This window comes from Agromyces mangrovi (assembly GCF_030296695.1).
Taxonomy (GTDB): Bacteria; Actinomycetota; Actinomycetes; order Actinomycetales; family Microbacteriaceae; genus Agromyces; species Agromyces mangrovi.
The window spans coordinates 3,099,417-3,126,190 of sequence record NZ_AP027737.1 but is presented as its reverse complement, the minus strand read 5'-3'; the positions used below and the strand labels follow the sequence as shown (position 1 = coordinate 3,126,190).

Annotated in this window: 26 protein-coding genes and 1 pseudogene; 13 read left to right on the top strand and 14 right to left on the bottom strand. The window is 72.2% G+C overall.

The features are described 5' to 3' along the window. Positions 1-8: 8 nt before the first annotated feature. Both QUE38_RS14890 and QUE38_RS14885 read left to right on the top strand, forming a co-directional pair. Positions 9-482: a GNAT family N-acetyltransferase gene (locus QUE38_RS14890; RefSeq protein WP_286309068.1), complete on the top strand. Its 474-nt coding sequence runs from the start codon at positions 9-11 to the stop codon at positions 480-482. 238 nt (positions 483-720) lie between these two features. After that, positions 721-1,089 carry a hypothetical protein gene (locus QUE38_RS14885; protein ID WP_286309067.1) on the top strand — a complete coding sequence of 123 codons (369 nt, stop codon included), beginning with the start codon at positions 721-723 and terminating at the stop codon, positions 1,087-1,089. Positions 1,090-1,216: 127 nt separating this feature from the next. Here QUE38_RS14885 and QUE38_RS14880 read toward each other — a convergent pair whose 3' ends face one another. From QUE38_RS14880 to QUE38_RS14870, 3 genes and pseudogenes are all read right to left on the bottom strand, one after another. After that, a complete protein-coding gene (locus tag QUE38_RS14880; protein ID WP_286309066.1) occupies positions 1,217-1,819 on the bottom strand; it encodes a histidine phosphatase family protein in 603 nt (200 codons plus the stop codon). 23 nt (positions 1,820-1,842) lie between these two features. Then, positions 1,843-3,233, bottom strand: a pseudogene (locus QUE38_RS14875) (M16 family metallopeptidase). 69 nt (positions 3,234-3,302) lie between these two features. Further along, positions 3,303-4,301, bottom strand: coding sequence for an aldo/keto reductase (locus QUE38_RS14870; RefSeq protein WP_286309064.1), 999 nt, complete (start codon positions 4,299-4,301; stop codon positions 3,303-3,305). A 238-nt stretch (positions 4,302-4,539) separates the two neighbouring features. Here QUE38_RS14870 and QUE38_RS14865 point away from each other — a divergent pair, with 238 nt between their 5' ends. Genes QUE38_RS14865 through QUE38_RS14855 form a run of 3 tightly spaced genes read left to right on the top strand, consistent with a single transcriptional unit; the run spans position 4,540 to position 6,964 of the window. Further along, positions 4,540-5,199, top strand: coding sequence for a TetR/AcrR family transcriptional regulator (locus tag QUE38_RS14865; protein WP_286309061.1), 660 nt, complete (start codon positions 4,540-4,542; stop codon positions 5,197-5,199). After that, positions 5,196-6,167 carry an ABC transporter ATP-binding protein gene (locus tag QUE38_RS14860; protein ID WP_286309060.1) on the top strand — a complete coding sequence of 324 codons (972 nt, stop codon included), beginning with the start codon at positions 5,196-5,198 and terminating at the stop codon, positions 6,165-6,167. The genes QUE38_RS14865 and QUE38_RS14860 overlap by 4 nt, the downstream gene beginning before the upstream one ends. Beyond that, on the top strand, positions 6,164-6,964 hold the full coding sequence (locus tag QUE38_RS14855; RefSeq protein ID WP_286309059.1) for an ABC transporter permease subunit: 801 nt from the start codon (positions 6,164-6,166) through the stop codon (positions 6,962-6,964). Before QUE38_RS14860 ends, QUE38_RS14855 begins: the two co-directional genes overlap by 4 nt. Positions 6,965-6,985: 21 nt before the next feature. Here QUE38_RS14855 and QUE38_RS14850 read toward each other — a convergent pair whose 3' ends face one another. The 6 genes from QUE38_RS14850 to QUE38_RS14825 form a co-directional block, all read right to left on the bottom strand. After that, entirely contained in the window at positions 6,986-7,795 is an 810-nt protein-coding gene (locus tag QUE38_RS14850) for an HpcH/HpaI aldolase/citrate lyase family protein (protein ID WP_286309057.1), read from the bottom strand. After that, a complete protein-coding gene (locus QUE38_RS14845; protein WP_286309055.1) occupies positions 7,792-8,319 on the bottom strand; it encodes a MaoC family dehydratase in 528 nt (175 codons plus the stop codon). Before QUE38_RS14845 ends, QUE38_RS14850 begins: the two co-directional genes overlap by 4 nt. Before the next feature lie 13 nt (positions 8,320-8,332). After that, positions 8,333-9,499, bottom strand: coding sequence for an acyl-CoA dehydrogenase family protein (locus QUE38_RS14840; protein ID WP_286309054.1), 1,167 nt, complete (start codon positions 9,497-9,499; stop codon positions 8,333-8,335). Positions 9,500-9,513: 14 nt separating this feature from the next. Further along, positions 9,514-11,802: an acetyl/propionyl/methylcrotonyl-CoA carboxylase subunit alpha gene (locus QUE38_RS14835; RefSeq protein WP_286309052.1), complete on the bottom strand. Its 2,289-nt coding sequence runs from the start codon at positions 11,800-11,802 to the stop codon at positions 9,514-9,516. Between the two features lie 5 nt (positions 11,803-11,807). Beyond that, the gene (locus QUE38_RS14830; RefSeq protein WP_286309051.1) at positions 11,808-13,415 is read right to left on the bottom strand and encodes a carboxyl transferase domain-containing protein; all 1,608 of its coding nucleotides are present in this window, start codon (positions 13,413-13,415) and stop codon (positions 11,808-11,810) included. A 150-nt stretch (positions 13,416-13,565) separates the two neighbouring features. After that, positions 13,566-14,138 carry a TetR/AcrR family transcriptional regulator gene (locus QUE38_RS14825; RefSeq protein WP_286309049.1) on the bottom strand — a complete coding sequence of 191 codons (573 nt, stop codon included), beginning with the start codon at positions 14,136-14,138 and terminating at the stop codon, positions 13,566-13,568. Between the two features lie 61 nt (positions 14,139-14,199). Here QUE38_RS14825 and QUE38_RS14820 point away from each other — a divergent pair, with 61 nt between their 5' ends. The 3 genes from QUE38_RS14820 to QUE38_RS14810 all read left to right on the top strand — a co-directional run bounded on the left by QUE38_RS14820 (position 14,200) and on the right by QUE38_RS14810 (position 15,975). Beyond that, positions 14,200-14,922, top strand: coding sequence for an MBL fold metallo-hydrolase (locus QUE38_RS14820; RefSeq protein ID WP_286309048.1), 723 nt, complete (start codon positions 14,200-14,202; stop codon positions 14,920-14,922). Between the two features lie 64 nt (positions 14,923-14,986). Then, a complete protein-coding gene (locus QUE38_RS14815) occupies positions 14,987-15,583 on the top strand; it encodes a TetR/AcrR family transcriptional regulator (RefSeq protein ID WP_286309047.1) in 597 nt (198 codons plus the stop codon). Further along, the gene (locus QUE38_RS14810; protein WP_286309046.1) at positions 15,562-15,975 is read left to right on the top strand and encodes a GNAT family N-acetyltransferase; all 414 of its coding nucleotides are present in this window, start codon (positions 15,562-15,564) and stop codon (positions 15,973-15,975) included. The genes QUE38_RS14815 and QUE38_RS14810 overlap by 22 nt, the downstream gene beginning before the upstream one ends. Before the next feature lie 21 nt (positions 15,976-15,996). On the opposite strand, the gene QUE38_RS14805 is transcribed toward QUE38_RS14810, so the two are convergent. The 4 genes from QUE38_RS14805 to pdhA form a co-directional block, all read right to left on the bottom strand. Continuing rightward, entirely contained in the window at positions 15,997-16,305 is a 309-nt protein-coding gene (locus QUE38_RS14805) for a 4a-hydroxytetrahydrobiopterin dehydratase (protein ID WP_286309045.1), read from the bottom strand. Positions 16,306-16,366: 61 nt separating this feature from the next. Continuing rightward, entirely contained in the window at positions 16,367-17,731 is a 1,365-nt protein-coding gene (locus QUE38_RS14800; RefSeq protein WP_286309044.1) for a dihydrolipoamide acetyltransferase family protein, read from the bottom strand. Continuing rightward, positions 17,728-18,738 (bottom strand): alpha-ketoacid dehydrogenase subunit beta, encoded by a 1,011-nt coding sequence (locus QUE38_RS14795; RefSeq protein WP_286309043.1) that lies wholly within the window; start codon positions 18,736-18,738, stop codon positions 17,728-17,730. Before QUE38_RS14795 ends, QUE38_RS14800 begins: the two co-directional genes overlap by 4 nt. Next, positions 18,735-19,895 carry a pyruvate dehydrogenase (acetyl-transferring) E1 component subunit alpha gene (pdhA, locus tag QUE38_RS14790; RefSeq protein WP_286309042.1) on the bottom strand — a complete coding sequence of 387 codons (1,161 nt, stop codon included), beginning with the start codon at positions 19,893-19,895 and terminating at the stop codon, positions 18,735-18,737. The genes QUE38_RS14795 and pdhA overlap by 4 nt, the downstream gene beginning before the upstream one ends. A 178-nt stretch (positions 19,896-20,073) precedes the next feature. On the opposite strand from pdhA, the gene QUE38_RS14785 reads away from it, so the two are divergent. Both QUE38_RS14785 and QUE38_RS14780 read left to right on the top strand, forming a co-directional pair. Continuing rightward, on the top strand, positions 20,074-20,535 hold the full coding sequence (locus QUE38_RS14785) for an Lrp/AsnC family transcriptional regulator (protein ID WP_286309039.1): 462 nt from the start codon (positions 20,074-20,076) through the stop codon (positions 20,533-20,535). Between the two features lie 66 nt (positions 20,536-20,601). Further along, positions 20,602-21,810, top strand: a complete 1,209-nt coding sequence (locus QUE38_RS14780; RefSeq protein WP_286309038.1) for an IS30 family transposase — start codon at positions 20,602-20,604, stop codon at positions 21,808-21,810. Between the two features lie 142 nt (positions 21,811-21,952). On the opposite strand, the gene QUE38_RS14775 is transcribed toward QUE38_RS14780, so the two are convergent. After that, positions 21,953-24,226 (bottom strand): polyribonucleotide nucleotidyltransferase, encoded by a 2,274-nt coding sequence (locus QUE38_RS14775; protein WP_286309036.1) that lies wholly within the window; start codon positions 24,224-24,226, stop codon positions 21,953-21,955. 274 nt (positions 24,227-24,500) lie between these two features. On the opposite strand from QUE38_RS14775, the gene QUE38_RS14770 reads away from it, so the two are divergent. The 3 genes from QUE38_RS14770 to QUE38_RS14760 all read left to right on the top strand — a co-directional run bounded on the left by QUE38_RS14770 (position 24,501) and on the right by QUE38_RS14760 (position 26,663). Next, a complete protein-coding gene (locus QUE38_RS14770; protein WP_286309035.1) occupies positions 24,501-24,689 on the top strand; it encodes a DUF5302 domain-containing protein in 189 nt (62 codons plus the stop codon). 59 nt (positions 24,690-24,748) lie between these two features. Then, entirely contained in the window at positions 24,749-25,381 is a 633-nt protein-coding gene (locus QUE38_RS14765; RefSeq protein WP_286309034.1) for a DedA family protein, read from the top strand. 172 nt (positions 25,382-25,553) lie between these two features. Continuing rightward, positions 25,554-26,663 carry an oxygenase MpaB family protein gene (locus tag QUE38_RS14760; RefSeq protein ID WP_286309032.1) on the top strand — a complete coding sequence of 370 codons (1,110 nt, stop codon included), beginning with the start codon at positions 25,554-25,556 and terminating at the stop codon, positions 26,661-26,663. The last annotated feature ends 111 nt before the right edge of the window (positions 26,664-26,774 follow it).

Here is a 26,774-nt window from a genome sequence, read left to right as displayed (position 1 = left end):
GGTGCCCGATGGACCAGTACGTCGACACGCCGCCCACCGACCCGGCCGCCGTGCGCCTGCTCGCGGCCTACTTCGCCGAGCGCACCGCGAGCTTCCCGCCCGCGCAGGGCGCGTACGCGCCGACCTTCCCCGTCGACGAGCCGTTCACCCCGCCCGCCGGCGTGTTCCTGGTGCTCCAGGCCGACGGTGTCGACATCGGATGCGGCGGGGTGCGCCGCGTCCCGCCGGGCGACGACGGCCTCGTGCGGTACGAGGTCAAGCATCTCTGGGTCGCGCCGTCCGCCCGCGGCGGCGGCCGCGGCCGCGCGCTGCTGGTCGAGCTCGAGCGCCGGGCCGTCGAGATGGGCGCCGAGGAGCTCGTGCTCGACACCAACGCGAGCCTCGAGGCCGCCGGCTCGCTCTACCGCTCGCTCGGCTACGCCGAGATCGCGCCCTACAACGACAACCCGAACGCGACCCACTGGTTCGCCCGGCGGCCGTAGCGCGTCGTCGCCGATCGGCCCGGCCGGCGTGCCGAAGGTAGGACGGAATCGGCGGCGCGCCGCGTCAGCCGACGCCATCCGCCCGAATCTCCTCCGGTTCGCACACGGGCCGGCGGAAGGCACGGGCCGAACGTAGGACGCAATCAAGGGCGCGCCGCGCCGCACAGCGGCATCCGCCCGAATCTCCTACGGTTCGCCTGGGACGCGCCCTGGGGTCAGGCGGCACTAGGCTCGGCGAGTGCCGATCGTGAGACCGCCCCACCCCGATGAGTCGCTCGAGCCGTTCGACGGCGGCGTCGGGGTGCTCACCCGCGATGGCGAGGTGCGGGGGCACGTGGCGACCACGCTGAGCTGGTTCTGGTCGCCGTTCAGCCCGCTGCGGAAGCAGTGGTGGGTCTGGTACATCGTGGTCTGGACGGACGGCGTGCGGGAGCCCTCGACCGAGGACTACCCGCCGTTCCTCGCGGTCACCGAGATGCGATCCGGCTACCTGGACGTCGAAAGCGCCGCCCTGACACGGAATGGCCGCTACGACTTCGCCTGGTTGCCTCCGACCGAGCGCGACGCGATGCTCGCACGCCTCGGCATCAGCTCCGACGACTTCTGAGTGCGCGCCGCGGGCCCGGCGGCGGGCCGAACGTAGGACGGATTCGGCGACGCGCCGCGTCGGCCAGCGGCATCCGCCCGAATCTCCTACGGTTCGCCCACAGGCGGGTGGGAGCGACCTGCGCCGCTCAGATCGCCCAGGGCTCGGGCAGGCCCGTGCGCAACTCGGGCGGCAGGTGCGCGAGGTCGTTGTGCACGAGGAGGCTCCATGGGCGGCGGGGCTTCTGGACGAGCACGGTGAGGCCGCAGTTGGCCTGGTTCAGCGTGACCCAGCGCCACTCGGGCGCCTCGAGCACCTCGCGCACGAACCAGCCGATCACGAAGTTGTGGGTGATGAGCAGGTCGTGCCGGTCGCCGCGGTGCTGGCGGAGGAACTCCCCGGCGGCATCCGCCATCTGCGCCCGGCCGGCCTCGATCTCGGCCTCGGTGACCGAGCCGAAGAAGGGATCGTAGAACGACGGCATCTCCTCGGCGGGGCCCGACGGCACGCAGTCGAACAGCAGGGGCGAGGGCTCGGAGGCGAGCGCGGGCATGCGCTCGGAGAGGATGGCGGCCGTCTCGGCCGCGCGCTCGAGCGGCGAGTGCCAGGACGCGTCGAAGGGGATGCCGCCGAGGCGCTCGGCGAGCAGCTGCGCCTGGCGCCGCCCCCGCGGCGACAGGGGCCCGTCGGGCAGCCCGTGTTCGGCGTCGAGCTGCTCGCCGTGGCGGACGAGGTAGAGGTAGTGGGTCACGGGGTTCCCTCGATCGGGGGCGGTCAGGGGGTCTCGGATGCGGCGGAGCCGGCGCCGCCGGCGACGGCGCGGAAGGTGTCGGCGTCGACTCCGCCCACGGCGGCGATCGACCACGGACGCTCGCGCAGCTCGGCCGCGAGGTCGCGCACGTGGTCGCGCGTCACCAGCGCGATGCGCCGGAGCGCCTCGTCGAGGTCGACGAACTCGCCGTGCGTGAGCTCGGCGCGCCCGAGTCGGCTCATGCGGGTGTCGGAGTCCTCGAGTGCGAGCGCCGCTCCCCGCCGAGCTGGCCGGCCGCGCGGGCGAGGTCGGCCTCGGTGATGCCGTCGTCGGCGATGCGGCCGAGCTCGCCGACCACGAGCTCGGCGACGGTGCCGGCGTTCGACGGCTGGCAGGCGGCGAAGGCGCCGAAGACACCCGCGTCGGAGTAGCCCGGCGCGAGCGAGTGCACCGCGTAGGCGAGCCCGCGGCGTTCGCGCACCTCCTGGAAGAGGCGCGACGACATGCCGCCGCCGTACACCGAGTTCAGCACGTTGAGCACGGGCCGCCGCGGGTCGGTCGCGGTGAGGCCGGGCACCCCGAGCAGCAGGTTCGCCTGCTCGATCGGCCGGTCCTCGATCGAGATGTCGGCGCCGCGGGTGAGCGCGGCCTCGTCGGCGACGCGGCGAGGGGCGGGCGGATGCGGCGTGCCGAGGTCCCAGCCGCCGGCCGCGAGTCCCGCGCTGACGCGGGCGACGAGCGCGTCGTGGTCGACCGCGCCGGCGGCCGTGACGACCAGCTCGTCGGGACGGTACCGCGCACGGAAGTGCGTGAAGACGGCGTCGCGGCTCACGCGGCCGATCGAGTGGCGGGTGCCGCCGATGGGGCGCCCGAGCGGGTGGGCGCCGAAGACCGCGTCGAAGAAGCGCTCGCTCGCGGCATCCGCCGGGTCGTCGCCCGCCATCGCGAGCTCCTCGAGGATGACGCCCCGCTCGTTCTCGAACTCGTCGGGGTCGAGGCGGGATGCCGTCAGCATGTCGGCGAGCACGTCGACCGCCATGGGCAGGTCCTTGTCCTGCACACGCGCGTAGTAGCAGGTGTACTCCTTGGCCGTCATCGCGTTGTGCTCGCCGCCGACGGCGTCGAAGGCGGTGGCGATGTCGAGCGCGGTGCGCGTCGCCGTGCCCTTGAACAGCAGATGCTCGAGGAAGTGCGTGGACCCGTACGTGCCGGGCGCGGCGGAGTCGGGATCGTCGCGCTCGTCGCGGGAGCCGACGCCGACCCAGAACCCCACCGTCGCGCTGCGGCTGCCGGGCATCGCCTCGGTCAGGACCCGCAGACCGCTCGGGAGCACGCTGCGGCGCACGCGTGCTCCGCCTGCTGCGTCGAGGGTCAGATCGGGCACGTCCAAGGGGAGTTCAACGGCGCCGTTCATCCCGTCCAGCCTACGTCAGGCGTGCGTCATCCGGGCCCGGACCCCACAGCCCGAATGCGGCCGGCGGGGTCAGGCGCTGACGCGGTCGAGCTCGAGCAGGTCGTTGCGCGTGAGCTCGAGCGAGCCCGCCGCGATCAGGTCCTCGACGTGCTCGGGCGCGGTCGCGTCGACCACGGGCGCGGCGACGACCGGACGCGCGATGAGCCAGGCCAGCGCGACCGCCGCGGGGCGCACGCCGTGCGCCGCGGCGATGCGGTCGAGCACGGCGAGCACGCGGTTACCGCGGCGATTGAGGTAGGCCCCCGCCCGCGCGCCGCGGACATCGCGTCGCACGTCTCCACGGCGACGCACGACGCCCGCGAGGAAGCCGCTCGCGAGCGGCGTGGTCGGCAGCAGGGCGAGGCCCTGCGCCGAGGCGACGAGTTCGAGGGAGCCCTCGACCTGACTGCGGTCGAGCAGGTTGTACTTCGCCGAGATCGTGGTGAACCGCGGCAGGCCGTTCGCGGCGAGCACGCGCGCCTGGATCAGTCGGTCGGCCGAGAAGCCGATGCCGCCGATCGTGCGCACCTTGCCGGCGAGGATGAGCGCGTCGACCGCGCCGAGCGTCTCCTCGAGCGGCACCGTCTCGTCGTGGCCGTCGAAGGAGAGCAGGTCGATGCGGTCGGTGCCGAGGCGCGCGAGCGACGCGTCGACCGCGGCGGTGAGGTTGGCGGGCGACAGGCCGGGGTTGTCGGCGTGACGTCCGACGGTCGCGGCGAGCACGACCTGGTCGCGGCAGCCGCGGGCGCGCATCCACGACCCGACGAGGAACTCGGCGCGGCCCGAGGCGTCGCCGTCGGACGTGGCGATGAGGTTGCCGCCGGAGAACAGGAAGCGGTCGAGCACCTGGCCCGAGGCGTGCGCGTCGAGGGTCCAGCCGAAGTCGGTCGTGCCGAGGCCGACCGGGTGGATCGGGTGGTCGGTGCCGGGCAGCGGCTCGCGGGCCGCCATGACGATGGGGCCGGAGTGCAGCGTCTCGATCGTGTGCGACGAGTCGGCGTTCGCGGGCGCGGCGCTCGCGGGCGGCACGGCGGCCGTCTCAGCGGCATCCGCATCGTGGCTCGGGCGACCCCCGTCGCACCGTGCTCGTCGGTCGAGACCTCGGTCATTCGATCCTCCTCCCCAGGATTGCTCCGACCTTACGTTGTCGATCGCGGAAGAACTCGCCCGTTTCGCGCAACCGTTACGTAATCGTTTGCTGGCGTTCACAGGGCGCGGCGCCGTAGGCACTTGCCGACACGCTGAACGATCGTTTAGCATATTGAACATGCGTTCAGCGTCGGGCGACCTCACCACCGCGGCCCGCATCCGCGACCGCGCGATCGAGCTCTTCGGCTCGCGCGGGTACGCCGCCACGAGCATCCGCGACATCGCCCGCGCAGCCGAGGTCAGCCCCGCTCTGGTCATCCACCACTTCGGGTCGAAGGAGGAGCTGCGCCGCGCCTGCGACGAGTACCTCATCGGCTCGGTCTTCGACGAGAAGGACCGCACCCGCGGGCCCCAGGTGGGCGCCGCGATGCGCGAGTGGCTCGCCGATGTCGATCGGTTCCGCCCCTACGTCGACTACCTCGCGGCCATGCTGCAGGAGGGCGGCGACGCCGGCAACCAGGTGTTCGACGCACTGCTGCACGAGACCAGGGAGATGATCGACGCGGGCGTCGCCGACGGGTCGATGCGCCCGAGCGACGACCCCGAGATGCGCGCACTGCTGGTCGCGCTGCAGGCACTCGCCCCGCTGCTGCTGCGGGCCCAGCTCGCCCGCACGCTCGGCGCCGACGTGCACGAGACGGCGACCGCGCGCCGAATGACGCTGCCGATGCTCGACCTCTACACGAACGGCCTCTACGTCGACGACCGCATGCTCGCGGCCGCACGCGACGCGATGGCCGCGACCGCACCACCGCCAACCGATGAAGGAGGGGCATGACGCCCACGACACCGGCCGCGATCGACTCGCGCGGCCTCACCAAGCACTACGGGTCGACCGTCGCGCTCGACCGCGTCGACTTCCAGGTGCCGACCGGCACCGTGTTCGGCGTGATCGGCCCGAACGGCGCGGGCAAGACCACGACGATGCGGTTGCTGCTCGACATCATCCGGCCGACGTCCGGGGAGGTGAGCGTGCTCGGCGCGGATCCGCGCAGCGGCGGGCCGTCGCTGCGCCGACGCATCGGCTTCCTGCCCGGCGAGCTGCACCTGGGCGGGCGCGGCAGCGGCCGCGAACTGCTGCGGCACTACGCGCGCATCTCCGGCGGCGTGCCCGCCGACCGCATCGAACAGCTCGGCGACCGGCTCGGCGTCGACCTCTCGCGGCCCGTGCGCAAGCTGTCGAAGGGAAACAAGCAGAAGGTCGGACTCATCCAGGCGTTCATGCACGAACCCGAGCTGCTCGTGCTCGACGAGCCCACGAGCGGACTCGACCCGCTCGTGCAGCAGGAGTTCCTCACCATGGTGCGCGAGGCGAAGGCCGCGGGGCAGACCGTGTTCCTCAGCTCCCACGTGCTGAGCGAGGTGCAGCAGGCGGCCGACGAGGTCGCGATCCTGCGCGACGGGCGCATCGCGACGATCGCCACCGTGAAGCAGCTGCGCGAGACCGCGGTGCGCCACGTGCGGGTGGTCGTCGCCGAGCAGGACGCCGGCGCCCTCGCCGCGACCCTCAGCGCCTCCCCCGGCATCTCCGCGATCGGGCAGTCGCCGCTCGGCCCCGCCGAGGGCGAGTCGGAGTTCACCGCCACGATCGACGCGCACGTCGACGACTTCGTGAAGGCCCTGGCGCAGCATCCGATCATCGACCTGGCCATCGAGGAGCCCGAGCTCGAGGAGTCGGTCATGCGGTACTACGACGGGTCGGATGCCCCGAGACCGACCGCCGACGACGAGGAGGACGCCCGATGAACGGCACGCTCGCCCTCTTCCGCCGCGTGTTCGCGAACAGCTGGCGCGGCCTCATCGGCTGGATCGTCGGCCTCAGCGCGGCCCTGTTCCTGTACCTGCCGCTGTACTCGTCGTTCGGCGCCGACGGCGAGTTCGAGGCGATCATCGACTCGCTGCCCGAGGGCCTCGTGAACACCCTCGGCTACGACCAGCTCGGCACCGGCGCCGGCTACGCGCAGGGCACGTTCTTCGGCCTGATCGGGTTCGTGCTGCTCACCATCGCGGTCGTCGGCTGGGGCACCTCGGCGATCGCCTCCGACGAGGAGAACGGCCAGCTCGAGCTCACCCTCGCGCACGCAGTGAGCCGCGGACGCGTGCTCGTCGAGCGCACCGCCGCGATCGTCGCGAAGCTCGCGATCATCGGCGTGGTCATCGTCGGCATCGTGTGGGCGCTGAACGAGCCGAGCGACCTCGGCATGGAGCCGTGGCACATCGTCGCGGGCACCGTCACGATGCTCGGGTTGACGATGCTCTCCGCCTCCGCCGCGATCGGCGTCGGCGCGATGACGGGCAGCCGCACCTGGGCGATCGGCGCCGGCGCGGGCATCGCCGTGGTCGGCTACGTGCTCAACGCCCTCGGCAACCAGAGCGAGGACGTCGAGTGGCTGCACCGGTTCTCGCCGTACTCGTGGGCGTGGGACGAGAACCCGCTCGCAGTCGGCGCCGACTGGGGCGCGCTGGGCCTGCTCTACGGGCTCTCGCTGCTGCTGCTCGTCGCCGGCTGGCTGGTGTTCCGGCGGCGCGACGTCGCGATCTGATTCGCGACAGCGCCGGTCGCGTCAGCGGCGGGCCGCGCGGGCGACCACCCGTTCGGCCTGCCGCAGCACGGGCGCGTCGATCATGCGCTCCTCGTGGGTGAACACCCCGTCACGACCGGATGCCGCGGCCAGCAGTTCGCGCGCCGCCGCCAGTTCCTCGTCGCCGGGTCGGTACGCCTCGCGCACGACGGGCACCTGCGAGGGATGGATGCACGCGGTCGCGGCGAATCCGCTCGCGGCCGCATCCGTCGCCTCGGCCCGCTGCCCGTCGACATCGGCGATGTCGAGGTGCACCGCGTCGATCGCCGCGATGTCGTGCGCCCCCGCGGCGAGCAGCACGCTCGCGCGCGCGAAGCGGGCGACGTCGCGATAGCCGCCGTCGGGCGTGCGGCTCGACGAACCGCCGAGCGCGCCGACCAGGTCCTCCGCACCCCACATGAGCGCGACCACGCACTCGACCGACGCCATCGCGGGCGCCGCGAGCACGCCAGCGGGCGTCTCGCACAGCGCCACGACGCGCAGGTCGCGCAACTCCACGAGGTCGGCCGTGCCGCTCGCCTTGGCGAGCATCACGGTGTGGAAGCCGCCGGCCGCAACGGCGGCGAGGTCGGCCGTGAAGTCGGCGCTGCCCGCGGGGTTCACGCGCACGATCGTGCGGTCGGGGTCGAGGCCGGAGTCGGCGACGGCCTCGCGCGCGGCCGCCTTCGCGTCGGGCGCGACCGCATCCTCGAGGTCAAGGATCACCGCGTCGGCGCGATCCTCCGCCTTCTGGAACCGCTCGGGCCGGTCGGCCGGGCAGAACAGCAGCGCCGGCCCCATCGTGAACGTCATGCGCCCGTCTCCTCCTCCGGCCGACACTGCATGAGCACGCTCCGGCGAGCGCGCGCGACGACGTCGCCGTGCTGGTTGCGACCGACGTGATCCAGTGTGACGATCCCCTGCCCCGGGCGCGAGGCCGAGAGCCGCTTCTCGGCCACGGTTGTCTCGCTGTAGAGCGTGTCGCCGTGGAACAGCGGGGCGGGGAACGCGACCTCGACGAACCCGAGGTTCGCGACGATCGTGCCCTGCGTGAGCTGCGAGACGGATGCCCCGACGAGCGTCGCGAGCGTGAACATCGAGTTCATGAGGCGCTGCCCGAACGGCTGCTCGGCCGACCATGCGGCGTCGAGGTGGAGCGCCTGCGGGTTCATCGTGAGTGTCGAGAACAGCACGTTGTCGGCCTCGGTGACGGTCCGCCCCGGGCGGTGCAGGTAGCGCACCCCCGGCTCGAACTCCTCGAACCAGAGGCCGCGCTGCACCACCTCGCGCGCGGGCGTCTCGGTCGGCGCGCCGTCAGGGGCATCCGTCTCGTTCATGCCGTTCCTCCCGCTACGCCGCCAGGCCGAGCTCCCGCGAGATGACCATGAGCTGCACCTCGGTCGTGCCCTCGCCGATCTCGAGGATCTTCGAGTCGCGGTAGTGGCGCGCCACGGCGTTCTCGTTCAGGAAGCCGTAGCCGCCGAACACCTGGGTGGCCGCGCGCGCGTTCTCCATCGCGGCATCCCCCGCCACCATCTTCGCGATCGACGCCTCCATCTTGAAGGGCTTCCCGGCGACCATCTTGCGCGCCGCGTCGTGCCAGCACAACCGCGCCTGCTGCGCGCGGGCCTGCATCTTCGCGATCGTGAAGGCGATGTGCTGGTGCGAGCCGATGTTCGTGCCGAACACGTTGCGCTCCTTCGCGTAGCGGACGGCCTCCTCGAGGCAGCCCTGTGCGGCGCCGGTCGCGAGCGCGGCGAAGGCGATGCGGCCCTCGTCGAGCGACTGCAGGAAGTTCGCGTAGCCGCGACCGCGCTCACCAAGCAGGTTGCCGGCGGGCACGCGCACGCCCTCGAACGTCAGCGGGTGCGTGTCGCTCGTGTGCCAGCCGACCTTGTCGTAGCTCTCGCCGACCGTGAAGCCGGGGGTGCCGCTCGGCACGATGATGCTCGAGAGCTCCTTCTTGACGGAGCCGTCGGGGCGCTCGGTCTCGTTGGTGACGGCGGTGACCGTGACGAGGCTGGTGATCGGCGTGCCCGAGTTGGTGATGAACTGCTTCGAGCCGTCGATGACCCACTCGTCGCCGTCGAGGCGTGCGGTGGTCTCGGTGGCACCCGCGTCGGAGCCGGCGCGTGCCTCGGTGAGCCCGAAGCCGGCCAGTGCACGGCCCGTGACGAGGTCGGGCAGCCACTGCTGCCGCTGCTCGTCGGTGCCGTAGCGGAAGATCGGCATGATGCCGAGCCCGACGCCCGCCTCGAGGGTCACGCCGATCGACTGGTCGACGCGGCCGAGCGCCTCGACGGCGAGGCAGAGCTGCACGTAGTCCTTGCCGCGGCCGCCGACCTCCTCGGGGAACGGCAGGCCGAACAGGCCCAGGTCGCCCATCTGGCGGATGATCTCGATCGGCAGGCGCCGCTCGGTGTCGTACTGGTACGCGGCAGGTGCGACGACGGTGTCGGCGAACTCCTTGACGGTCTCGTAGAGCTCGCGTTCCTCGGCGCTCAGCAGGGTGTCCATGATGCGTGTCCTCGTCATTCCTCGTGGGGGTGGGCCGCGGCGGCCTGGTGGGCCGGGGTCGCGGGGGTCTGGGGGTGCTCAGCGGATGCCTCTTGGTTCGGCGTCTCGGTGGGCGCCGGCGCGTCGGCCGGCTCGACGTGCGCGACGACCTGGTCGCGACGTACCTGGTCGCCGACGGCGACCGCGAGCCGGACGACCCCGGCGACGGGGGCGCGCACGCGGTGCTCCATCTTCATCGCCTCGACGCTCAGCACGTCGGCGCCGGCCCCGACGCGGTCGCCGTCGGCGACCGCGATGGCCGAGACCGCGCCGGGCATGGGTGCGCGCAACTCCGGCGCCGCATCCGCTCCCCCGCGCTCGACTGCCGCGAGCGCCGCCGCGAGTCGCTCGGCGCGCCCGATGTGACGCAGCTCGACCGCGCGTCCGTCGGCGTGCACCCAGATCGTGCCGTCGTCGCCCGCGACCGCGATCGCGCCGCCATCGTCCCGGCCAGGGCCGCCGTGCTCGACACCTTCCGGCCGCTGGTGCACAACGCGTGGCTTCGAGCCGTCCGTCACCACAACTTGCGCACCACCAGCGGCCTCGGCTGACGGCTGCTGGTGCGCAGAAGGTGGCAATTGCGGGGCGGATGCCACCTTTTGCGCACCAGCAGGTGGCTGAGGCGTGGGGATGGCGGTGGCGGGCACGTGGGAGAGCGGGGTGGCGGGCGCCGTGGCGAGGCGGGTGGCGACGGGTGCGGGCGAGGCTGGCACGTCGAAGGACGCGCCGTCGTGGGTGAAGGTCAGCGTGCGGGGGCGGTCGGCGCCGAGGCGCCAGCCGGAGCCGGACGACCAGATGGGCGACGCGAGGCCGCGGGCCGCGTCGGCGGCGCGGGAGTCGGCGGCACGCGCGGCGACGAGGCGGGCGGCGGCTGCGAGGGCGGCCGGCGAGGGCGTGGCCGGTTCGGCCTCGGGCATCCGATCGATGAGGCCCGTGTCGAGGTGGCCGGCGCGCACCGACTCGTCGGCGAGCAGGCGGCGGAGGAACGCGATGTTGGTGTCGACGCCGAGCACGACGGTGTCGGCGAGCGCCCGGTCGAGCCGGTCGAGCGCCTCGGCGCGGTCGGCTCCGTGGGCGATGACCTTCGCGAGCATCGGGTCGTAGTGGGCGGTGACGACGGATGCCTCGTCGATGCCGCTGTCGACCCGCACGCCCGCGCCGGAGGGCGCCCGGTACGCGAGCACGTCGCCGGTCGACGGCAGGAACCCGCGCTCGGGCGACTCGGCGTAGACGCGCGCCTCGATCGCGTGGCCGTCGAACGCGACGGCGTCCTGCGCGAGGGCGAGCGGTTCGCCCGCGGCGATCCGCAGCTGCTGCTCGACCAGGTCGACGCCGGTGACGAGCTCGGTCACCGGGTGCTCGACCTGCAGCCGGGTGTTCATCTCGATGAAGAAGAACTCGTCGGGCGCGGCATCCGACACCAGGAACTCCACGGTGCCCGCGCCGACGTAGTCGACCGATCGTGCGGCCGCGCAGGCCGCCTCGCCGAGCCGGCGGCGGGTGGCCGCGTCGACGACGGGCGAGGGCGCCTCCTCGATGACCTTCTGGTGGCGGCGCTGCAGCGAGCACTCGCGCTCGCCCAGGTGGATGACGCCGCCGTGACGGTCGGCGAGCACCTGCACCTCGATGTGGCGCGGCCGCTCGAGGTAGCGCTCGAGCAGCAGCGCGTCGTCGCCGAACGCGGCCCGGGCGACGCGGCGCACGCCGGGCAGCTCGGCGCGGAGATCCTCGACCGTGCGCACGACCTGCATGCCCTTGCCGCCGCCGCCCGCCGACGGCTTCACGAGCAGCGGGAAGCCGACCTCCGGCGCGGCCGCGACGAGCGCGTCGTCGTCGAGCCCGGGCTCGGCGACGCCCGGCACCACCGGCACTCCGGACGGCGCGACGTGGCGCTTCGCGCGGATCTTGTCGCCCATCACCTCGAGCGCGCGCTCCCCCGGGCCGACGAACACGATGCCCGCGTCGGCGCACGCGCGCGCGAGGCCCACATGCTCCGAGAGGAATCCGTAGCCCGGGTGCACGGCCTCGGCACCCGAGGCGAGCGCCGCCTCGACGATGCGCTCGGGCACGAGGTAGCTCTCGGATGCGGCGGCGGGGCCGATGCGCACGGCGTCGTCGGCCGTGCGCACGTGCAGCCCAGAGGCATCCGCATCGCTGTAGACCGCGACCGAGCGGATGCCGAGGCGGCGGAGCGTACGGATGACGCGCACGGCGATCTCGCCGCGGTTCGCGACGAGCACGGTGTGAAAGGGGGCTGCGGTCATGCCGATCACATCCGGAACAGGCCGAAGCCGGGCTCGGGCAGCGGGGTTCGGCTGCAGACGTCGAGCGCGAGGCCGAGCACGGTGCGGGTGTCGCGCGGGTCGATGACGCCGTCGTCCCAGAGCCGGGCGCTGGCGTAGTACGGGCTGCCCTGCGACTCGTAGCGCTCGCGCACCGGGGCGCGGAACGCGGCCTCGTCGGCATCGGACCACTCCTCGCCGCGCGCCTCGAGCTGGTCGCGCTTGACGGTCGCGAGCACGGATGCCGCCTGCTCGCCGCCCATCACCGAGATGCGCGCGTTCGGCCACATCCAGAGGAACCGGGGCGAGTACGCCCGCCCGCACATCGAGTAGTTGCCGGCGCCGAACGACCCGCCGATCACGACCGTGAGCTTCGGCACCCGGGTCGTCGCGACGGCCGTGACCATCTTCGCGCCGTGCTTGGCGATGCCGCCGGCCTCGGCGTCGGTGCCGACCATGAAGCCCGAGATGTTCTGGAGGAACACCAGCGGGATGCCGCGCTGGTCGCACAGCTCGATGAAGTGCGCGCCCTTCATGGCCGACTCGCTGAACAGCACGCCGTTGTTGGCGACGATGCCGACCGGGTGGCCGTGGATGCGCGCGAACCCGGTGACGAGCGTGTCGCCGTACTCGCGCTTGAACTCGTGGAAGTCGCTGTCGTCGACGAGGCGCGCGATCACCTCGCGCACGTCGTAGGGCTGCTGCACGTCGACGGGCACGGCGGCGGTGAGCTCGGCCTCGTCGAGGGCGGGCGGATGCGGCGGGGCGACGCTCCACGCCGGAGCGGCCGGCGGCGGCACGGTCGCGACGATGTCGCGCACGATCGCCAGCGCGTGCTCGTCGTTCTCGGCGAGGTGGTCGGCGACGCCCGAGGTGCCCGCGTGCAGCTCGCCGCCGCCGAGCTCCTCGGCCGTGACGACCTCGCCGATGGCGGCCTTCACGAGCGGCGGGCCCCCGAGGAAGATCGTGCCCTGGTTCCGCACGATCACGGTCTCGTCGCTCATCGCCGGTACGTACGCGCCGCCCGCGGTGCACGAGCCGAGCACGGCGGCGATCTGCGGGATGCCCTCGGCCGACATGCGCGCCTGGTTGTGGAAGATGCGGCCGAAGTGGTCGCGGTCGGGGAACACCTCGTCCTGCATCGGCAGGAAGGCACCGCCCGAGTCGACCAGGTAGATGCAGGGCAGGCGGTTCTCGAGGGCGATCTCCTGCGCGCGCAGGTGCTTCTTCACGGTCATCGGGAAGTACGTGCCGCCCTTGACCGTCGGGTCGTTGCACACGACCATCACGTGCCGGCCGTACACGAGGCCGATGCCGGCGATGACGCCGGCCGCTGGCGTGTCGTCGTCGTAGAGTCCGTCTGCGGCGAGCGGCGCGACCTCGAGGAACGGGCTGCCCTCGTCGAGCAGGTGGTCGACGCGGTCGCGCGGCAGGAGCTTGCCGCGAGCGACGTGGCGGTCGCGGGATGCGTCGGGGCCGCCCCGCGCGGCCCGCTCGAGCCGGGCGCGCAGGTCGTCGGCGAGCTCGGCGTGCGCGCGGGCTCGGGCCTGCGCCTGGTCGGATGCCGCGTCGAGCGTGCTCGTCAGGGTGGCCATGCCCGCCTCTCCGTCGATGGCGTCGCGCGATCGCGCGCATTTCAGTTAGTGATCACTCACTGGAATTCAGGTTAGCGATCGTTAACTGAAGTGGCAAGTCAGCTGCCAGGTCAGGTGACGGATGCCTCGGGGCCGGCCGCGGCTCCGGAGTCAACCGCGGCGCGCCTCCAGCGCCGCACCGAGCGCCTCGACGCCGAACCGCCACGCCTCCTCGACGTCGCCGCCGAGCCGGAACGCGCCCGCGCGCTGCATCCCGACGAACCCGGTCATCCACGCCGTGATCGTGCGGGCGGCCGCGAGCTCGTGCTCGGGCCCGGCGAGTCGTCGACCGAGCGCGCGCACCGCGGCGCTCGCGCTCGCGAGCACCTCGGGCCGCGGGCGAGCCGCGTCCGGGAGCGGGCCGAACAGCAGGCCGAACGCGACGGGCACTTCGGCGGCGTAGTCACGGGTCGCGTCGGCGACCGCACCGAGCGCACCCCGCGCGTCCGCCGGCGCTCCGGCGAGCGCCCGGTCGACGCGGTCGCCGACCTCGAGTGCCGTGGCCTCGAGCGCGAGCCGCAGCAGGTCGTCGCGACTGGCGACCCGCTTGTACAGCGAGGGCGCCCGCACGCCGACCGCCGTCGCGACCGCCTGCATCGTGAGCCCGTCGGCTCCGCGCTCCTCCAGGATGCGCCGCGCCTCGGCGACGACCTGCTCGGTGGACGTGCGCTCGGGAGTGGGCATGGCGCCTCCTTCACTCGATGGCTATTGACAGTAGCCATCATAGCTAACTATCGTAGCCTTCATGAAACTCGCCACGCAGCTGCACCGTGTCGGCAACGACATCGTCGCCTCCTACCTCGTCGCCGACGAGCACGGCGTCACGATGGTCGACACCGGCCTCGCCGGCCAGTGGGACGACCTGCTCGCCGAACTCGACGCCATGGGCCGCTCGATCGACGACCTGCGGGGCGTCGTGCTCACCCACGGCGACTCCGACCACATCGGCATGGCCGAGCGCCTGCGCCGCGACCACGGCGTGCCGATCCACGTGCACGAGGCGGATGCCGCGCGCGCACGCGGCACCGAGAAGCCGCCGTCGGTCTCGTGGGGGCGCATGCGCGTCGGACCGGTCGCACGGTTCCTCGGCTACGCCATGACCCACGGGGGCCTGAAGACCACGTACCCGGCCGAGGTGACCACCGTCGCCGACGGGCACGTGCTCGACCTGCCCGGCAGCCCTCGGGTGATCGGCGTTCCCGGCCACTCCCCCGGCAGCATCGCCGTGCACCTGCCGACCGTTGGCGCGGTCTGCGTCGGCGACGCGCTCACGACTCGGCACGTGCTCACGGGTACGACCGGCCCTGGCCCGGCGCCGTTCACCGACGACCCCGCCCTCGCGCTCGACTCGCTCGACGCGATCGCCGCGACCGGTGCGGAGTGGGTGCTGCCGGGCCACGGCGCACCCTGGCACGGCGATGCGGCCGACGCCGTCGCACGCGTGCGCGCTTCGGCGGCCGCGGCCTGACCCCGCGGCATCCGCTTGTCTCGACCACTCATCTCGGTTAGTGTTCATTAACCGAGAGGGACCCATGACCGAGACGCTCACCGACCGCGACCGCGCGAAGGCCGACCGGCGCGACGCGCTGCTCGAGGCCGCCGCGCACCTGTTCGCCGAGCGCGGCTACGCCGGCGTGACCCTCGAAGACCTGGGTGCAGCCGTGGGGGTGCGCGGCCCCGCGGTCTACCGCCACTTCCCCGGCAAGGCGGCCGTGCTCGCCGCGGTCCTGCGCGACGCGAGTGCGGGCCTGCTCGACGGCGGGCGCGCCACCGTCACACACGCGGCCGACGAGGCAACCGCCCTGCACGACCTGATCAGCTTCCACGTGGACTTCGCGCTCGCCAACGCCGATGTGATCCGCGTGCAGGACCGCGAGCTCGCGAGCCTGCCCGACGCCGACGCCCACGAGGTCAGGCGGCTGCAGCGCGAGTACGTCGAACTGTGGGTGGGCGTGCTCGCCCGCCTGAGGCCCGACCGGGCCGAACCCGAGTTGCGCATCCGGGCCCACGCGGCCTTCGGACTCGTCAACTCGACCCCGCACAGCGCCCGAGCACATGGGCGGCGACCGGCGGACGACGTGGTCCGTCGCATCCTGGAGGACATGGCATGGAGCAGCCTCGCGTCGTGAGCCTGCGCGCGATCCGCGCACGCGACCTCGACGAACTCCCGCGACTCGAACCCGACCCTTCCGAGGGGGCTGAAGCGGCGGATGCCCGCTGGCGGCGTCTGCTCGACGAACCCGGCGTCGACGCGCGCCTGGTGCGCGCCGACGGCACTCCCGTCGGCACGGTCGTGCGGCAGACCGGCCCAGCGGGCTCGGAGATCACCTGCCGCATCCGCCCCGACCAGCAGGGGCGCGGCATCGGCACCCGCGCAGTGCGCCTCTTCCTCGACACCCAGCCGCGGCCCGTGCACGCGCGCACCGCGACCGACGACCACGCCTCGATCGCGGTGCTCGAGCACACCGGCTTCACACCCGTCGCCGACGACGCGGACGGAATCGTCTTCCGCCTCGACTGACGCGTCGAGTCCCCGCCGAGGCTAGAGCTCGTCGCCGCGCTGCTCGAGCGCGAGTTCGTGGATGCGCTGCGCCAGCTCGACGTCGCGGCTGGTGACGCCGCCGACGTCGTGCGAGCTCAACGTGAAGGCGACCCGGCCCCAGCCGAGCTCGACGTCGGGGTGGTGGTCCTGCGCGTCCGCGACGACCGCGACGGCGTCGAGCAGCCGTACCGCGCTCGCGAAGTCGGGGGTCGTGTACTCGGCCCGCAGCGCGCCCGGGCCGTGCGTGAACGCGGTCTCGGCGAGGGGGCCCTCGGTGTCGGCGGGCGAGAGGATGCGACGATCGCTCATGACCTCACCGTGCCATGCGCGCGCCGATCCGTCCATGCCTCGCCCGCCGCACCGACGCACATCACATCGTCAGCGCCCGCCCGGGGCTGCGCAGGATCGCCCCCACGTCGGCCAGGAACCGGGACGCCTGCGCCCCGTCGACGAGCCGGTGGTCGAACGACAGGCTGAGCGTCATCACGTCGCGCAGCGCCACCTCGCCGCGGTGCTCCCACGGCATGCGGCGCACCGCGCCGGTCGCGAGGATCGCGGCCTCGCCCGGGTTCAGGATGGGCGTGCCCGCGTCGATGCCGAAGACGCCGATGTTCGTGATCGACATCGTGCCGCCGGCGAGGTCGGCGGGCGCGGTCTTGCCGTCGCGCGCCGTGGCGGCGAGCTCGCCGATCGCGTCGGCCAGCTCGAGCAGCGACATGCGCTCGGCGTCGCGCACGTTCGGCACGAGCAGCCCGCGCTCGGTCGCGACCGCGATGCCGAGGTTCACGTAGTGGTGCTGCACGATCTCGTGCGCGTCGTCGTCCCACCGCGAGTTCAGCTCGGGCGTGCGCGCGAGCGCGATGCACGTCGCCTTCGCGGCCATCGCGAGCATCGTGACCCGGTGCCCCGCCGTCGCGCGGTCGTCGCGCAGCTCGTCGAGCAGCTCGGTCGACGCGGTCACGTCCACCGTCAGGAACTCGGTCGCGTGCGGCGCCGTGAACGCGCTGCGCACCATCGCCTCGGCCGTGTGCTTGCGCACCCCGCGCACAGGCGTGCGCGTCACGCGGTCGTCGGCTGCGGGAGTCTCGGCCGTGCTCGACGCGCCCGAGACGGGGCGGTCGGATGCCGCGTGCTCGACGTCGGCCCGCGTGATGAGCCCGCGCTCCCCGGTGCCCTCGAGCGCCTCGAGGTCCACGCCGAGGTCGTGCGCGAGCTTGCGCACCGGCGGGGTCGAACGCGGCCGCTCCGCGGGTCGCGGGCGCTCCAGCGTGGTGGTCGACGCGACCGCAGCGACCGGCTCGGGAGCCGGTGCGGTCGACGCAGCCGGCGCGCTCGGCACCTTCCGCGCCTTCCGCTTCGGGTGCGACGCGTCCGCGGCGGCCCCGTACCCGACCAGGTTGGGCTCGCGCCGTGGCGACTCCTCCGGTTCGACGGGCGCTGTCTCTGTCTCACGTTCCTCTCGGGGCTCCGGCGGCTCCGGGGCATCCGCCCCGCCCACCCGGAACGACATGAGGCTCGCGCCCACCTGCACGACCTCGCCGGGCTCGGCGTGCAGCGCGGTCACGACGCCGGCGACCGGCGACGGCAGCTCGACGACCGCCTTGGCCGTCTCGACGTCGGCGACGATCTGGTTGAGCGAGACCTCGTCGCCGACGGCGACGCGCCAGTCGATCAGCTCGGACTCGGTCAGGCCCTCGCCGAGGTCGGGCAGTGCGAAGTCGCGTTCGGCGCTCATCCCTCCACCCCCGTCAGCGAGTTGGGTCGGCCGAGCACGCGGTCGACCCCGTCGAGAATGCGGTCGAGGTCGGGCAGGTGGTGCTGTTCGAGCTTGGCCGGCGGATAGGGCACGTCGTGCCCCGTGATGCGCACCGGGGCGGCCTCGAGGAACTCGAAGCAGCGCTCGGTGATGCTCGCGGCGATCTCGGCGCCCACGCCGCCCTGTTGTCCGGCCTCGTGCGTGATGACGAGGCGGCCGGTGCGGCGCACCGACTGCTCGATGGTCGGGTAGTCGACGGGCGACAGCGAGCGCAGGTCGATGACCTCGATCGAGACGCCGTCGTCGGCGGTCGCCGCTGCCGCGTCCCGTGCGACCTGCACGAGCGCGCCGTAGGTCACGAGGGTCACGTCGTCGCCGCGCTGTGCGACGGTCGCCACGCCCATGGGCGGCGCGTCGGCGAGGTCCGCGTCGACGTCGACCTCGCCCTTGGCGTGGTAGCGGCGCTTGGGCTCGAAGAACAGCACCGGGTCATCGCTCGCGATCGCCTGGCGCACCATCGTGTACGCGTCCTGCGGGTTCGCGCACGCCACGACCCGAAGACCCGACGTGTGCGTGAAGTACGCCTCGGGCGACTCGGAGTGGTGCTCGACCGCGCCGATGCCGCCGCCGAAGGGGACGCGGATCGTCAGGGGCATCCGCACCCTGCCCTGCGTGCGCGCGTGCAGCTTCGCGACCTGCGCGACGATCTGGTCGAAGCCCGGGTAGATGAACCCGTCGAACTGGATCTCGCAGACCGGACGGAACCCTCGGTACGCGAGGCCGACGGCGGTGCCGATGATGCCCGCCTCCGAGAGCGGGGTGTCGACCACGCGGGCGTCGCCGAAGTCGCGCTGGAGCCCGTCGGTGACGCGGAAGACGCCGCCGAGCGTGCCGATGTCCTCGCCGAGGAGCACGACGCGGTCGTCGTCCTCGAGCGCGCGGCGGAGGCCGGCGTTCAGGGCCTGGCCCAGGGTGAGCGTGCTCATGCGCGGCTCCCCTCTCCCGCGGCGCCGGGTTCGTCGAACATCGCGAGGTAGCGCGCGTAGTGGTCGCGCTGGCGGTCGACGTGGCTGTTCGGCTCGGCGTACACGTGGTCGAAGATCGACAGCGGCTCGGGGTCGGGCAGGCTCACGCAGGCGGCGCGCACGGCCGCCGCGGCCGCGTCGGCCTCCCGGGCGATGTCGGATGCCCCGTCGTCGTCGAGCGCCCCGCGGGAGCGCAGCAGGCGTTCGAGCCGGGCGATCGGGTCGCGGCCGCGCCACTCCTCGAGCTCGTCCTCGGTGCGGTACCGCTTCGGGTCGTCGGCGGTGGTGTGCGGCCCCATGCGGTAGGTCACGGCCTCGATGTAGGTGGGGCCGCCGCCGGTGCGCGCGCGCTCGAGCGCGATGCGCGTCGCGGCCATGACCGCGAGGACGTCGTTGCCGTCGACCCGCATCCAGGGGATGCCGAACCCGGCGGCGCGCTGCGCGAGGTGCTGGGTCGACTGCAGGCCGACCGGCTCGGAGATCGCCCACTGGTTGTTCTGGCAGAAGAACACGACCGGCGCCTTGTAGGTGGCGGCGAACACGAGCGCCTCGCTCGCGTCGCCCTCGCTCGTGGCGCCGTCGCCGAAGTACGCGATCGCGGCCTGGTCGGTGCCGTCGCGCTGGATGCCCATGGCGTAGCCCACGGCGTGCAGCGTCTGCGCCGCGATGATGATCTGCGGGGTCGCCATGCCGAGCTCGTACGGGTCCCACCCCGAGCCCGCGACGCCTCGCCAGACCTTCAGCAGGTCCTCCGGGCGCAGGCCGCGGCACCACGCGACGGCGTGCTCGCGGTACGAGGAGAAGACGAAGTCGTCCTCGCGGAGCGCGTGCGCCGAGCCGACCTGCGCGGCCTCCTGCCCGGCGAGCGGTGGCCACAGGCCGATCTCGCCCTGCCGCTGCAGCGCGGTGGCCTCGGCGTCCACGCGGTGGATCACGACCATGTCGCGGTAGAGCGCGAGCAGCGCGGCCTCGTCGAGGTCGGCGATCCACTGGTCGTACCCGGGGGCGGTCACGCGCGTGCCGTCGGGGTCGAGGAGCTGCACGAACTCGGATGCCGCCTGGGCGGGCCGGTCGGTTCGGGGATGCGCGTCGGTGTCGCGCCCGTCGGAAAGGGTCATCGTCGATCCCATCGTCTCGTGTCGCCGGGGTCGCCTCGTGAGCTGCCCGACGTGCCCGGCGGCTCTGCCGGGTCCTGCTTCGAGGGTAGGTCGATCAGTCACTCGGCTCAAGCATTGACGGATGCGTTGAGCATGTTGCACGGTCCTGGGCCCGAATCGCGTGCTAACGTCCCGCAGTATGGGACGTCTGGACGCCGTCGACCGTCAGCTCCTGACCGCGCTCGCCGCCGACCCGAGGGCGACGGTGGTCGCGCTCGCCGAGCGCCTGGGCATGTCGCGCAACACCGTGCAGGCGCGCATGGCCCGTCTGGAGCGCGAGGGCGCCTTCCTCTCGTTCGATCGCGCCATCGATCCGGAGCCGCTCGGCTATCCGCTCGAGGCGTTCATCGCGGTGCACGTGCGACAGAAGCGGCTCGCCGACGTGGTGGCCGACATCGCCGGGATTCCCGAGGTGGTGCAGGCGCACGGCCTGAGCGGACCGGTCGACCTGCAGGTGCGCGTGGTGTGCCGTGACGCGCACGACCTGTTCCGCATCGACGGGCTCATCCTCGCGATCGACGGCGTCGAGCGCACCGAGACCTCCCTCGCGATGGGCGAGCTCATCCCGTTCCGCCTGGGTCCCCTCCTCGAGTCGTCATGAGATGTCGGAATCAGGGCAGGCGGTTTCAGGGGGTGAGTGCAACGCCTCGTTGCCTGGGAGGCTGGGATGGGGTCGCATTCGTCGTTGCAGGTTCGTGCGGTGGCGTTGGGGTTGTTGCTGGATGGTCTGAGTTCGCCTGCTGTTGCGGGAAGGCTCGGGATCGGGTCGCGGCAGGTTCCGCGGTGGGCGATGCTGGCCGGCGTGGAGTTGGCGAAAGGGCGCCATGGTGGCGCGGTTGCGGCGCGTGGCCTTACCGGGGCCGGTGTCGGGCATGGGCGCCGGTTGTCGGCGACGGATCGGGCGGTGATCCAGGTCGGGTTGTCGCGTGGGCTGTCGCGGCGTGCGATCGCGGCGATGATCGGGGTCGCACCGTCGACAGTGTCGCGTGAGGTCGCCCGGTCGGCGCTGCGGTACCGGAGCGAGGTGTTGTACGACGCGCGGGTCGCGGACCATCGCGCGCGAGCGCAGCGCGCCCGCCCGAAGGCCCGGAAGCTGGACCTGCACCCGGCGCTGCGGTCCGCGGTCGTGGACGGGCTGAACGCGAAGTTCTCACCGCAGCAGGTCGCGGGAAGGATGCCGGTGCTGTTCCCGACGCGGGAGGATATGCGGGTGTCGCACGAGACGATCTACCAAGCCCTGTACGTCCAGGGTCGTGGCGGGTTGCGGCACGAACTGACCGTGCAGAAAGCGCTGCGCACCGGCCGGACCGGTCGCAAGCCGCAGTCCAAACTCCCCGCCCGTTCGAACCGGCCCTGGCTGGACGGGGCTCGGATCACGGACCGGCCCGCGGAAGCCGCCGACCGGGCGGTCCCGGGGCACTGGGAAGGCGACCTCGTGGTCGGCCCCGGGAACTCCGGCATCGTCACCCTCGTCGAACGACAGACCCGGTTCGTGCTGCTCGGCAGGCTGCCCGGGACCCGCGACAGCCGTACCGTGACCGACGTGCTCGCCGGCATGATCAGCCACCTGCCCACCGACCTGGCCCGCACGATCACCTGGGACCAAGGCAGCGAGATGGCCGAGCACGCCCGGCTCACGATCCGCACCGGAGTCCACGTGTTCTTCTGCGACCCGCACGCACCCTGGCAACGCGGCAGCAACGAGAACACCAACGGCCTCATCCGCGACTTCTACCCCAAGGGCACGAACTTCAACACCATCACCGACACCGACCTCACCGAAACGCAACGCCTCCTGAACATCCGCCCACGACAGACCCTCGGCTTCCACACCCCAGCTGAGAAACTGGACCAACTACTCACGGTGTTGCACTGACACCCTGAAACCGCCGCAGTCATAGCGACATTTCATGACGACTCGAGGTGTGGCGCGCGGCTGAGTCGCGAGGCGCCCGAGAACGACGGATGCCCGCCCCGGATCGGATCCGGGACGGGCATCGCGTGCGTGGTGCGGGAGATCAGCCCTCGACGGGCGCGTCGGCGTGCTCGCCGGCCGCGTCACGGCCGTGCGTCTCCGCCTCGTCCGCGATGACCGGGGCGAGCGAGAGCTTGCCGCGGTCGTCCACCTTGGTGATCTCGACCAGGATCTTCTGCCCGACGCCGAGCACGTCGTCGACGTTCTCGACGCGCTTGCCGCCGGCGAGCTTGCGCACCTCGGAGATGTGCAGCAGGCCGTCCTTGCCGGGCAGCAGCGAGACGAACGCGCCGAAGGCGGCGATCTTCACGACGGTGCCGAGGAACTGCTCGCCGACCTCCGGGTTGGTGGGGTTGGCGATCGCGTTCACCGCGGCACGGGCGGCCTCGGCCGTCGGGCCGTCGGTCGCGCCGATGAACACGGTGCCGTCGTCCTCGATCGAGATGTCGGCGCCGGTGTCGTCCTGGATGCCGTTGATCGTCTTGCCCTTCGGGCCGATCAGCTCGCCGATCTTGTCGACCGGGATCTGCACGCTGATGACGCGCGGAGCGGTCGGGGCCATCTCGTCGGGGCCGTCGATGGCGGCGTTCAGCACCGACAGGATCGTGGTGCGCGCCTCCTTCGCCTGGGTCAGCGCGGCGGCCAGCACCGAGGCGGGGATGCCGTCGAGCTTGGTGTCGAGCTGGATGGCAGTGACGAACTCCGAGGTACCTGCGACCTTGAAGTCCATGTCGCCCAGCGCGTCCTCGGCACCGAGGATGTCGGTGAGGGCCGCGTAGCGGGTCTCACCGTCGACGGTGTCGGAGATGAGGCCCATCGCGATGCCCGCGACGGGTGCGCGCAGCGGCACGCCCGCATTCAGCAGCGACAGCGTGGACGCGCAGACCGAGCCCATCGAGGTCGAGCCGTTCGAGCCGAGCGCCTCGGACACCTGGCGGATCGCGTACGGGAACTCGTCGCGCGTCGGCAGCACCGGCACGAGCGCGCGCTCGGCGAGTGCGCCGTGCCCGATCTCGCGACGCTTCGGCGACCCCACGCGGCCGGTCTCACCGGTCGAGTAGGGCGGGAAGTTGTAGTTGTGCATGTAGCGCTTCTTGGTGACCGGGCTCAGCGAGTCGATCTGCTGCTCGAGCTTCAGCATGTTCAGCGTGGTGACGCCCATGATCTGGGTCTCGCCGCGCTGGAAGATGGCGGAGCCGTGCACGCGCGGGATGACCTGCACCTCGGCGTCGAGCGGACGGATGTCGGCGAGGCCGCGACCGTCGATGCGCACGCCGTCGTTCAGCACGCGCGAGCGCACGACGAGCTTCGTGACCGACTTGTACGCGGCCGACACCTCGCCGTTGGCGGACTCGGGAAGCTCGCCCGCCTCGACCTTGGCGGCGACGGCCTCCTTGACGCGCGCCTTGAGCGCGTCGTCGGCGTCCTGGCGCTCGACCTTGCCGGCGATCTGGTAGACGCCCTTGAGCTCGTCGTAAGCGATGCCTGCGACCACGTCGTAGGTCGACTGCTGGTACGGCGGGAACGTCGGGTAGTCGGCGGTCTCCTTCGCGGCGGTCGCGGCAACCTGCTGCTGCGCCTCGACGAGCTGCTTGATGAACGGCTTCGACGCCTCGATGCCCTCGGCGATGACCTGCTCGTTCGGCTTGACCGCACCGGCCTGGATGAGGTCCCACGCGTTGTCGGTGGCCTCGGCCTCGATCATCATGATCGCGACGTCGGTGCCACCCGAGGCATCCGTCACCACACGACCCGCGACGACCATGCTGAACACGGCCTCCGCGAGCTGGGCGTGCTTCGGGAACGCGACCCACTGGCCGTCGATGAGCGCGACGCGCACGCCGCCGATGGGGCCGGAGAAGGGCAGGCCCGACAGCTGGGTCGACATGGACGCCGCGTTGATGGCGAGCACGTCGTAGAGCTCGTCGGGGTCGATCGCGAGCACCGTCACGACGACCTGGACCTCGTTGCGGAGGCCGTCGACGAACGACGGGCGCAGCGGGCGGTCGATGAGGCGGCAGGTGAGGATCGCCTCGGTCGAGGGGCGGCCCTCGCGGCGGAAGAACGAGCCGGGGATGCGGCCCGCGGCGTACATGCGCTCCTCGACGTCGATGGTCAGCGGGAAGAAGTCGAAGTGCTCCTTCGGCTGCTTCGACACGGACGTGGCCGACAGCAGCATGGTCTCGCCGTCGATGTAGGCGACGGCCGAACCCTGCGCCTGCTGGGCGAGTCGCCCGGTCTCGAACCGGACGGTGCGGGTGCCGAAGCGACCGTTGTCGATGACGGTCTCGGCGGCGGTGATCTCAGGACCTTCCAAGAGGTCTCTCTCCTTTGTTTCCCGTCGCACCCCGTATGGGCACGACTCCTACGCAGGAGCAGGGAACAGGCAGAATCTCAGCGAGTCAGGATGTGAATCGTTTGCGCTGGCCACCAGTAGAACACCTCGGACGCATCCGTTCCGAAGTCCACCACAGGGGACCAGCTTCCTGCCGGGCCTGCCCCAGGGCCGCGCGGGGAATCGAGTGACGCCCCGAACGACCGCGACGAGCCTATCAGAGCCGCCTGCGGGCGGCCGAGGATACACTGGCGGCATGGGTTCCGACGACGAGACTCCACAGGGCGCGAGCGACGAGACCAAGCGCAAGTTCCGCGAAGCGCTCGAGCGCAAGAAGCAGCAGGCCGAGGGCCGCGGCGAGGCGCACCTAGACGGCGAGTCGGCCGTGCACGACGCTCACGGCCCCGCGACGCACCAGCGCGAGTTCCGCCGCAAGAGCGGCTGATCCGGGCCCACCGGACGCCAGGTCGCCTGCCGTTCACCTCGCCGTGAGAGAACGGCGCGGTGGATGCCGCGTGGATCGAGGGCCTCACCGGGTCGCCGTGGCTGCTGCCGGCGCTGTTCGCGCTGGTCGTCGGCGACGCGTTCCTGGTGGTGCTGCCGAGCGAGACCGCCGTGGTGGCGCTGGGCGCCCTCTCGGCCTCGACCGGCTCGCCCTCCGCACTGCTGGTCGTGCCCGTCGCGGCGGCCGGAGCCGCGACCGGTGACCTGCTCTGCTACCTGATCGGCCGGCGGATCGGCCCCGACCGCTGGCGCTGGCAGCGCGAGGGGCGCGTCGGCCGCGCGATCGAACGGGTGCGCGCGACGGTCCACCGGCGCACGGCGGTGCTCGTCTTCACCGCCAGGTACGTGCCGTTCGCGCGCATCGCGGTGAACCTCGCCGCGGGGGCCGGTCGGGTGCCCCTGCGCCGGTACCTGCCGCTCTCCGCGGCCGCGGGCCTGGCGTGGGCGATCTACAACGTCGCGATCGGCGGCCTCGTGGGAAGTGCGCTGCGCGAGCAACCGCTGCTCGCCGTGGCGATCTCCATCCCGATCGCGATCGGCTTGGGACTGCTCGTGGACCGCGCCGTCGCGATCGTGGCGGCGCGTCGGTCGCACCGAAAGGTGAACGAGGAATCCTCATCCGAGCTGGAGTGACTCAGGCGATGAATTCGCTTCGATCGGGGCTTGTGGAGCACCGCGTCCGCCCATATGTTAACGACCAATCACACATGTCCAAGGATGGGCGCTGGTGGTGGCGCACGATCGATGCTGATCGTGCAGACGGGGTCCATCCTCTTCTCGGGAAGCAGGTGGCCTCGTGCCCGAAATGAACAGACGTTCCGTCCTGACCCTCGGAGCCGCGCTCGGCTTCGCGGGCGCAGCAGTCCCCGGCGCGGCCTGGGCGTGGTCCCCGGCCGGGTCCGTCGCCGGCAGCGGTGCCGGCCTCGACCCGCAGCAGGTCTGGGACCCGGAGATCGACCAGATCATGGCGTCCATCGTCGACAACGGCCAGGTCGCGCAGGTCAACGACGCCATGCGCAACTGGGTGCACAACTGGCAGCCGGTGCCGAGCGCCCTGCCGACCGACCTGAGGAACTACTTCACGGAGTCGACGAAGCTGCCCGACTGGGCCGACTGGTGGAAGCTCCGCCGAGCGGCCGACTTCCACCGCCGGATGGACAGCTACCTCTTCTTCATCTACGGGGTCGGCGGCGGCATCATGAGCACCGTCATCCCGCGCGAGGCCAAGTCGGTGTACTGGTCGAAGGGCGGCGCCGACATGCAGGACCGCGCGGCGAAGACATTCGCCTTCGGCTACGACCTGACCGACAAGGATGCGTTCGAGTGGTCGGGTGAGTTCAAGGTGACCGCGAACAAGACCAGGATCGTGCACGCCGCGGTGCGCCACCTGCTGCCGCAGTCGCCGCACTGGCAGGCGGTCGCCGACGAGCAGATCCCGATCAGCAACGGCGACATCCTGGTCACGTTCCACAGCACCGGCACGTTCGCGCACAAGATGCTGAAGCAGTGGGGCGTGCCGATGTCGTCCTACGACGAGGCGTCGTTCCTGCACGCGTGGCAGGTCGCGCTGCACTACCTCGGCGTGCAGGACGAGTACATCCCGGCGACGTGGGACGAGGCGCATGCGCAGGCCGACGCGACGCTCACGCCGATCCTCGGTTGGACACCGGAGGGGCAGGATCTCGCCGAGGTGCTGCTCGGCCTCACCGCCCAGATCGACCTCGGGGTCACCCGGGGTTCCTCAACGAGTTCGTGCGCTACATGCTCGGCGACGAGATCGGCGACTGGCTCGGCCTGTTCCGCGACGAGACGTCGAAGAAGATCATCGAGGAGGGCTGGCCGCTGTACATCAAGTTCCGCGAGAGCCTCATCCCGATCATGCCGACGACGTTCCGCATGTTCGACAAGTTCGTGAAGGGGCTCGCGATGGCGTTCCTCAACAAGGGCTCGTCGACGCAGACCACCCCGATCGAGGTGCCCGACATGAACCGCCCGTCGTACTGATCCTGTACGCAACGGCGGGGCG

Excerpts from the sequence above, each read along its gene's own strand:
- QUE38_RS14890 (WP_286309068.1), top strand. The coding sequence starts at position 9 with ATGGACCAGTACGTCGACACGCCGCCCACCGACCCGGCCGCCGTGCGC.
- QUE38_RS14865 (WP_286309061.1), top strand. The coding sequence starts at position 4,540 with ATGCGTTCAGCGTCGGGCGACCTCACCACCGCGGCCCGCATCCGCGAC.
- QUE38_RS14860 (WP_286309060.1), top strand. The coding sequence starts at position 5,196 with ATGACGCCCACGACACCGGCCGCGATCGACTCGCGCGGCCTCACCAAG.
- QUE38_RS14855 (WP_286309059.1), top strand. The coding sequence starts at position 6,164 with ATGAACGGCACGCTCGCCCTCTTCCGCCGCGTGTTCGCGAACAGCTGG.
- QUE38_RS14850 (WP_286309057.1), bottom strand. The coding sequence starts at position 7,795 with ATGACGTTCACGATGGGGCCGGCGCTGCTGTTCTGCCCGGCCGACCGG.
- QUE38_RS14845 (WP_286309055.1), bottom strand. The coding sequence starts at position 8,319 with ATGAACGAGACGGATGCCCCTGACGGCGCGCCGACCGAGACGCCCGCG.
- QUE38_RS14840 (WP_286309054.1), bottom strand. The coding sequence starts at position 9,499 with ATGGACACCCTGCTGAGCGCCGAGGAACGCGAGCTCTACGAGACCGTC.
- QUE38_RS14835 (WP_286309052.1), bottom strand. The coding sequence starts at position 11,802 with ATGACCGCAGCCCCCTTTCACACCGTGCTCGTCGCGAACCGCGGCGAG.
- QUE38_RS14830 (WP_286309051.1), bottom strand. The coding sequence starts at position 13,415 with ATGGCCACCCTGACGAGCACGCTCGACGCGGCATCCGACCAGGCGCAG.
- QUE38_RS14825 (WP_286309049.1), bottom strand. The coding sequence starts at position 14,138 with ATGCCCACTCCCGAGCGCACGTCCACCGAGCAGGTCGTCGCCGAGGCG.
- QUE38_RS14820 (WP_286309048.1), top strand. The coding sequence starts at position 14,200 with ATGAAACTCGCCACGCAGCTGCACCGTGTCGGCAACGACATCGTCGCC.
- QUE38_RS14815 (WP_286309047.1), top strand. The coding sequence starts at position 14,987 with ATGACCGAGACGCTCACCGACCGCGACCGCGCGAAGGCCGACCGGCGC.
- QUE38_RS14810 (WP_286309046.1), top strand. The coding sequence starts at position 15,562 with ATGGAGCAGCCTCGCGTCGTGAGCCTGCGCGCGATCCGCGCACGCGAC.
- QUE38_RS14805 (WP_286309045.1), bottom strand. The coding sequence starts at position 16,305 with ATGAGCGATCGTCGCATCCTCTCGCCCGCCGACACCGAGGGCCCCCTC.
- QUE38_RS14800 (WP_286309044.1), bottom strand. The coding sequence starts at position 17,731 with ATGAGCGCCGAACGCGACTTCGCACTGCCCGACCTCGGCGAGGGCCTG.
- QUE38_RS14795 (WP_286309043.1), bottom strand. The coding sequence starts at position 18,738 with ATGAGCACGCTCACCCTGGGCCAGGCCCTGAACGCCGGCCTCCGCCGC.
- pdhA (WP_286309042.1), bottom strand. The coding sequence starts at position 19,895 with ATGACCCTTTCCGACGGGCGCGACACCGACGCGCATCCCCGAACCGAC.
- QUE38_RS14785 (WP_286309039.1), top strand. The coding sequence starts at position 20,074 with ATGGGACGTCTGGACGCCGTCGACCGTCAGCTCCTGACCGCGCTCGCC.
- QUE38_RS14780 (WP_286309038.1), top strand. The coding sequence starts at position 20,602 with ATGGGGTCGCATTCGTCGTTGCAGGTTCGTGCGGTGGCGTTGGGGTTG.
- QUE38_RS14770 (WP_286309035.1), top strand. The coding sequence starts at position 24,501 with ATGGGTTCCGACGACGAGACTCCACAGGGCGCGAGCGACGAGACCAAG.
- QUE38_RS14760 (WP_286309032.1), top strand. The coding sequence starts at position 25,554 with ATGAACAGACGTTCCGTCCTGACCCTCGGAGCCGCGCTCGGCTTCGCG.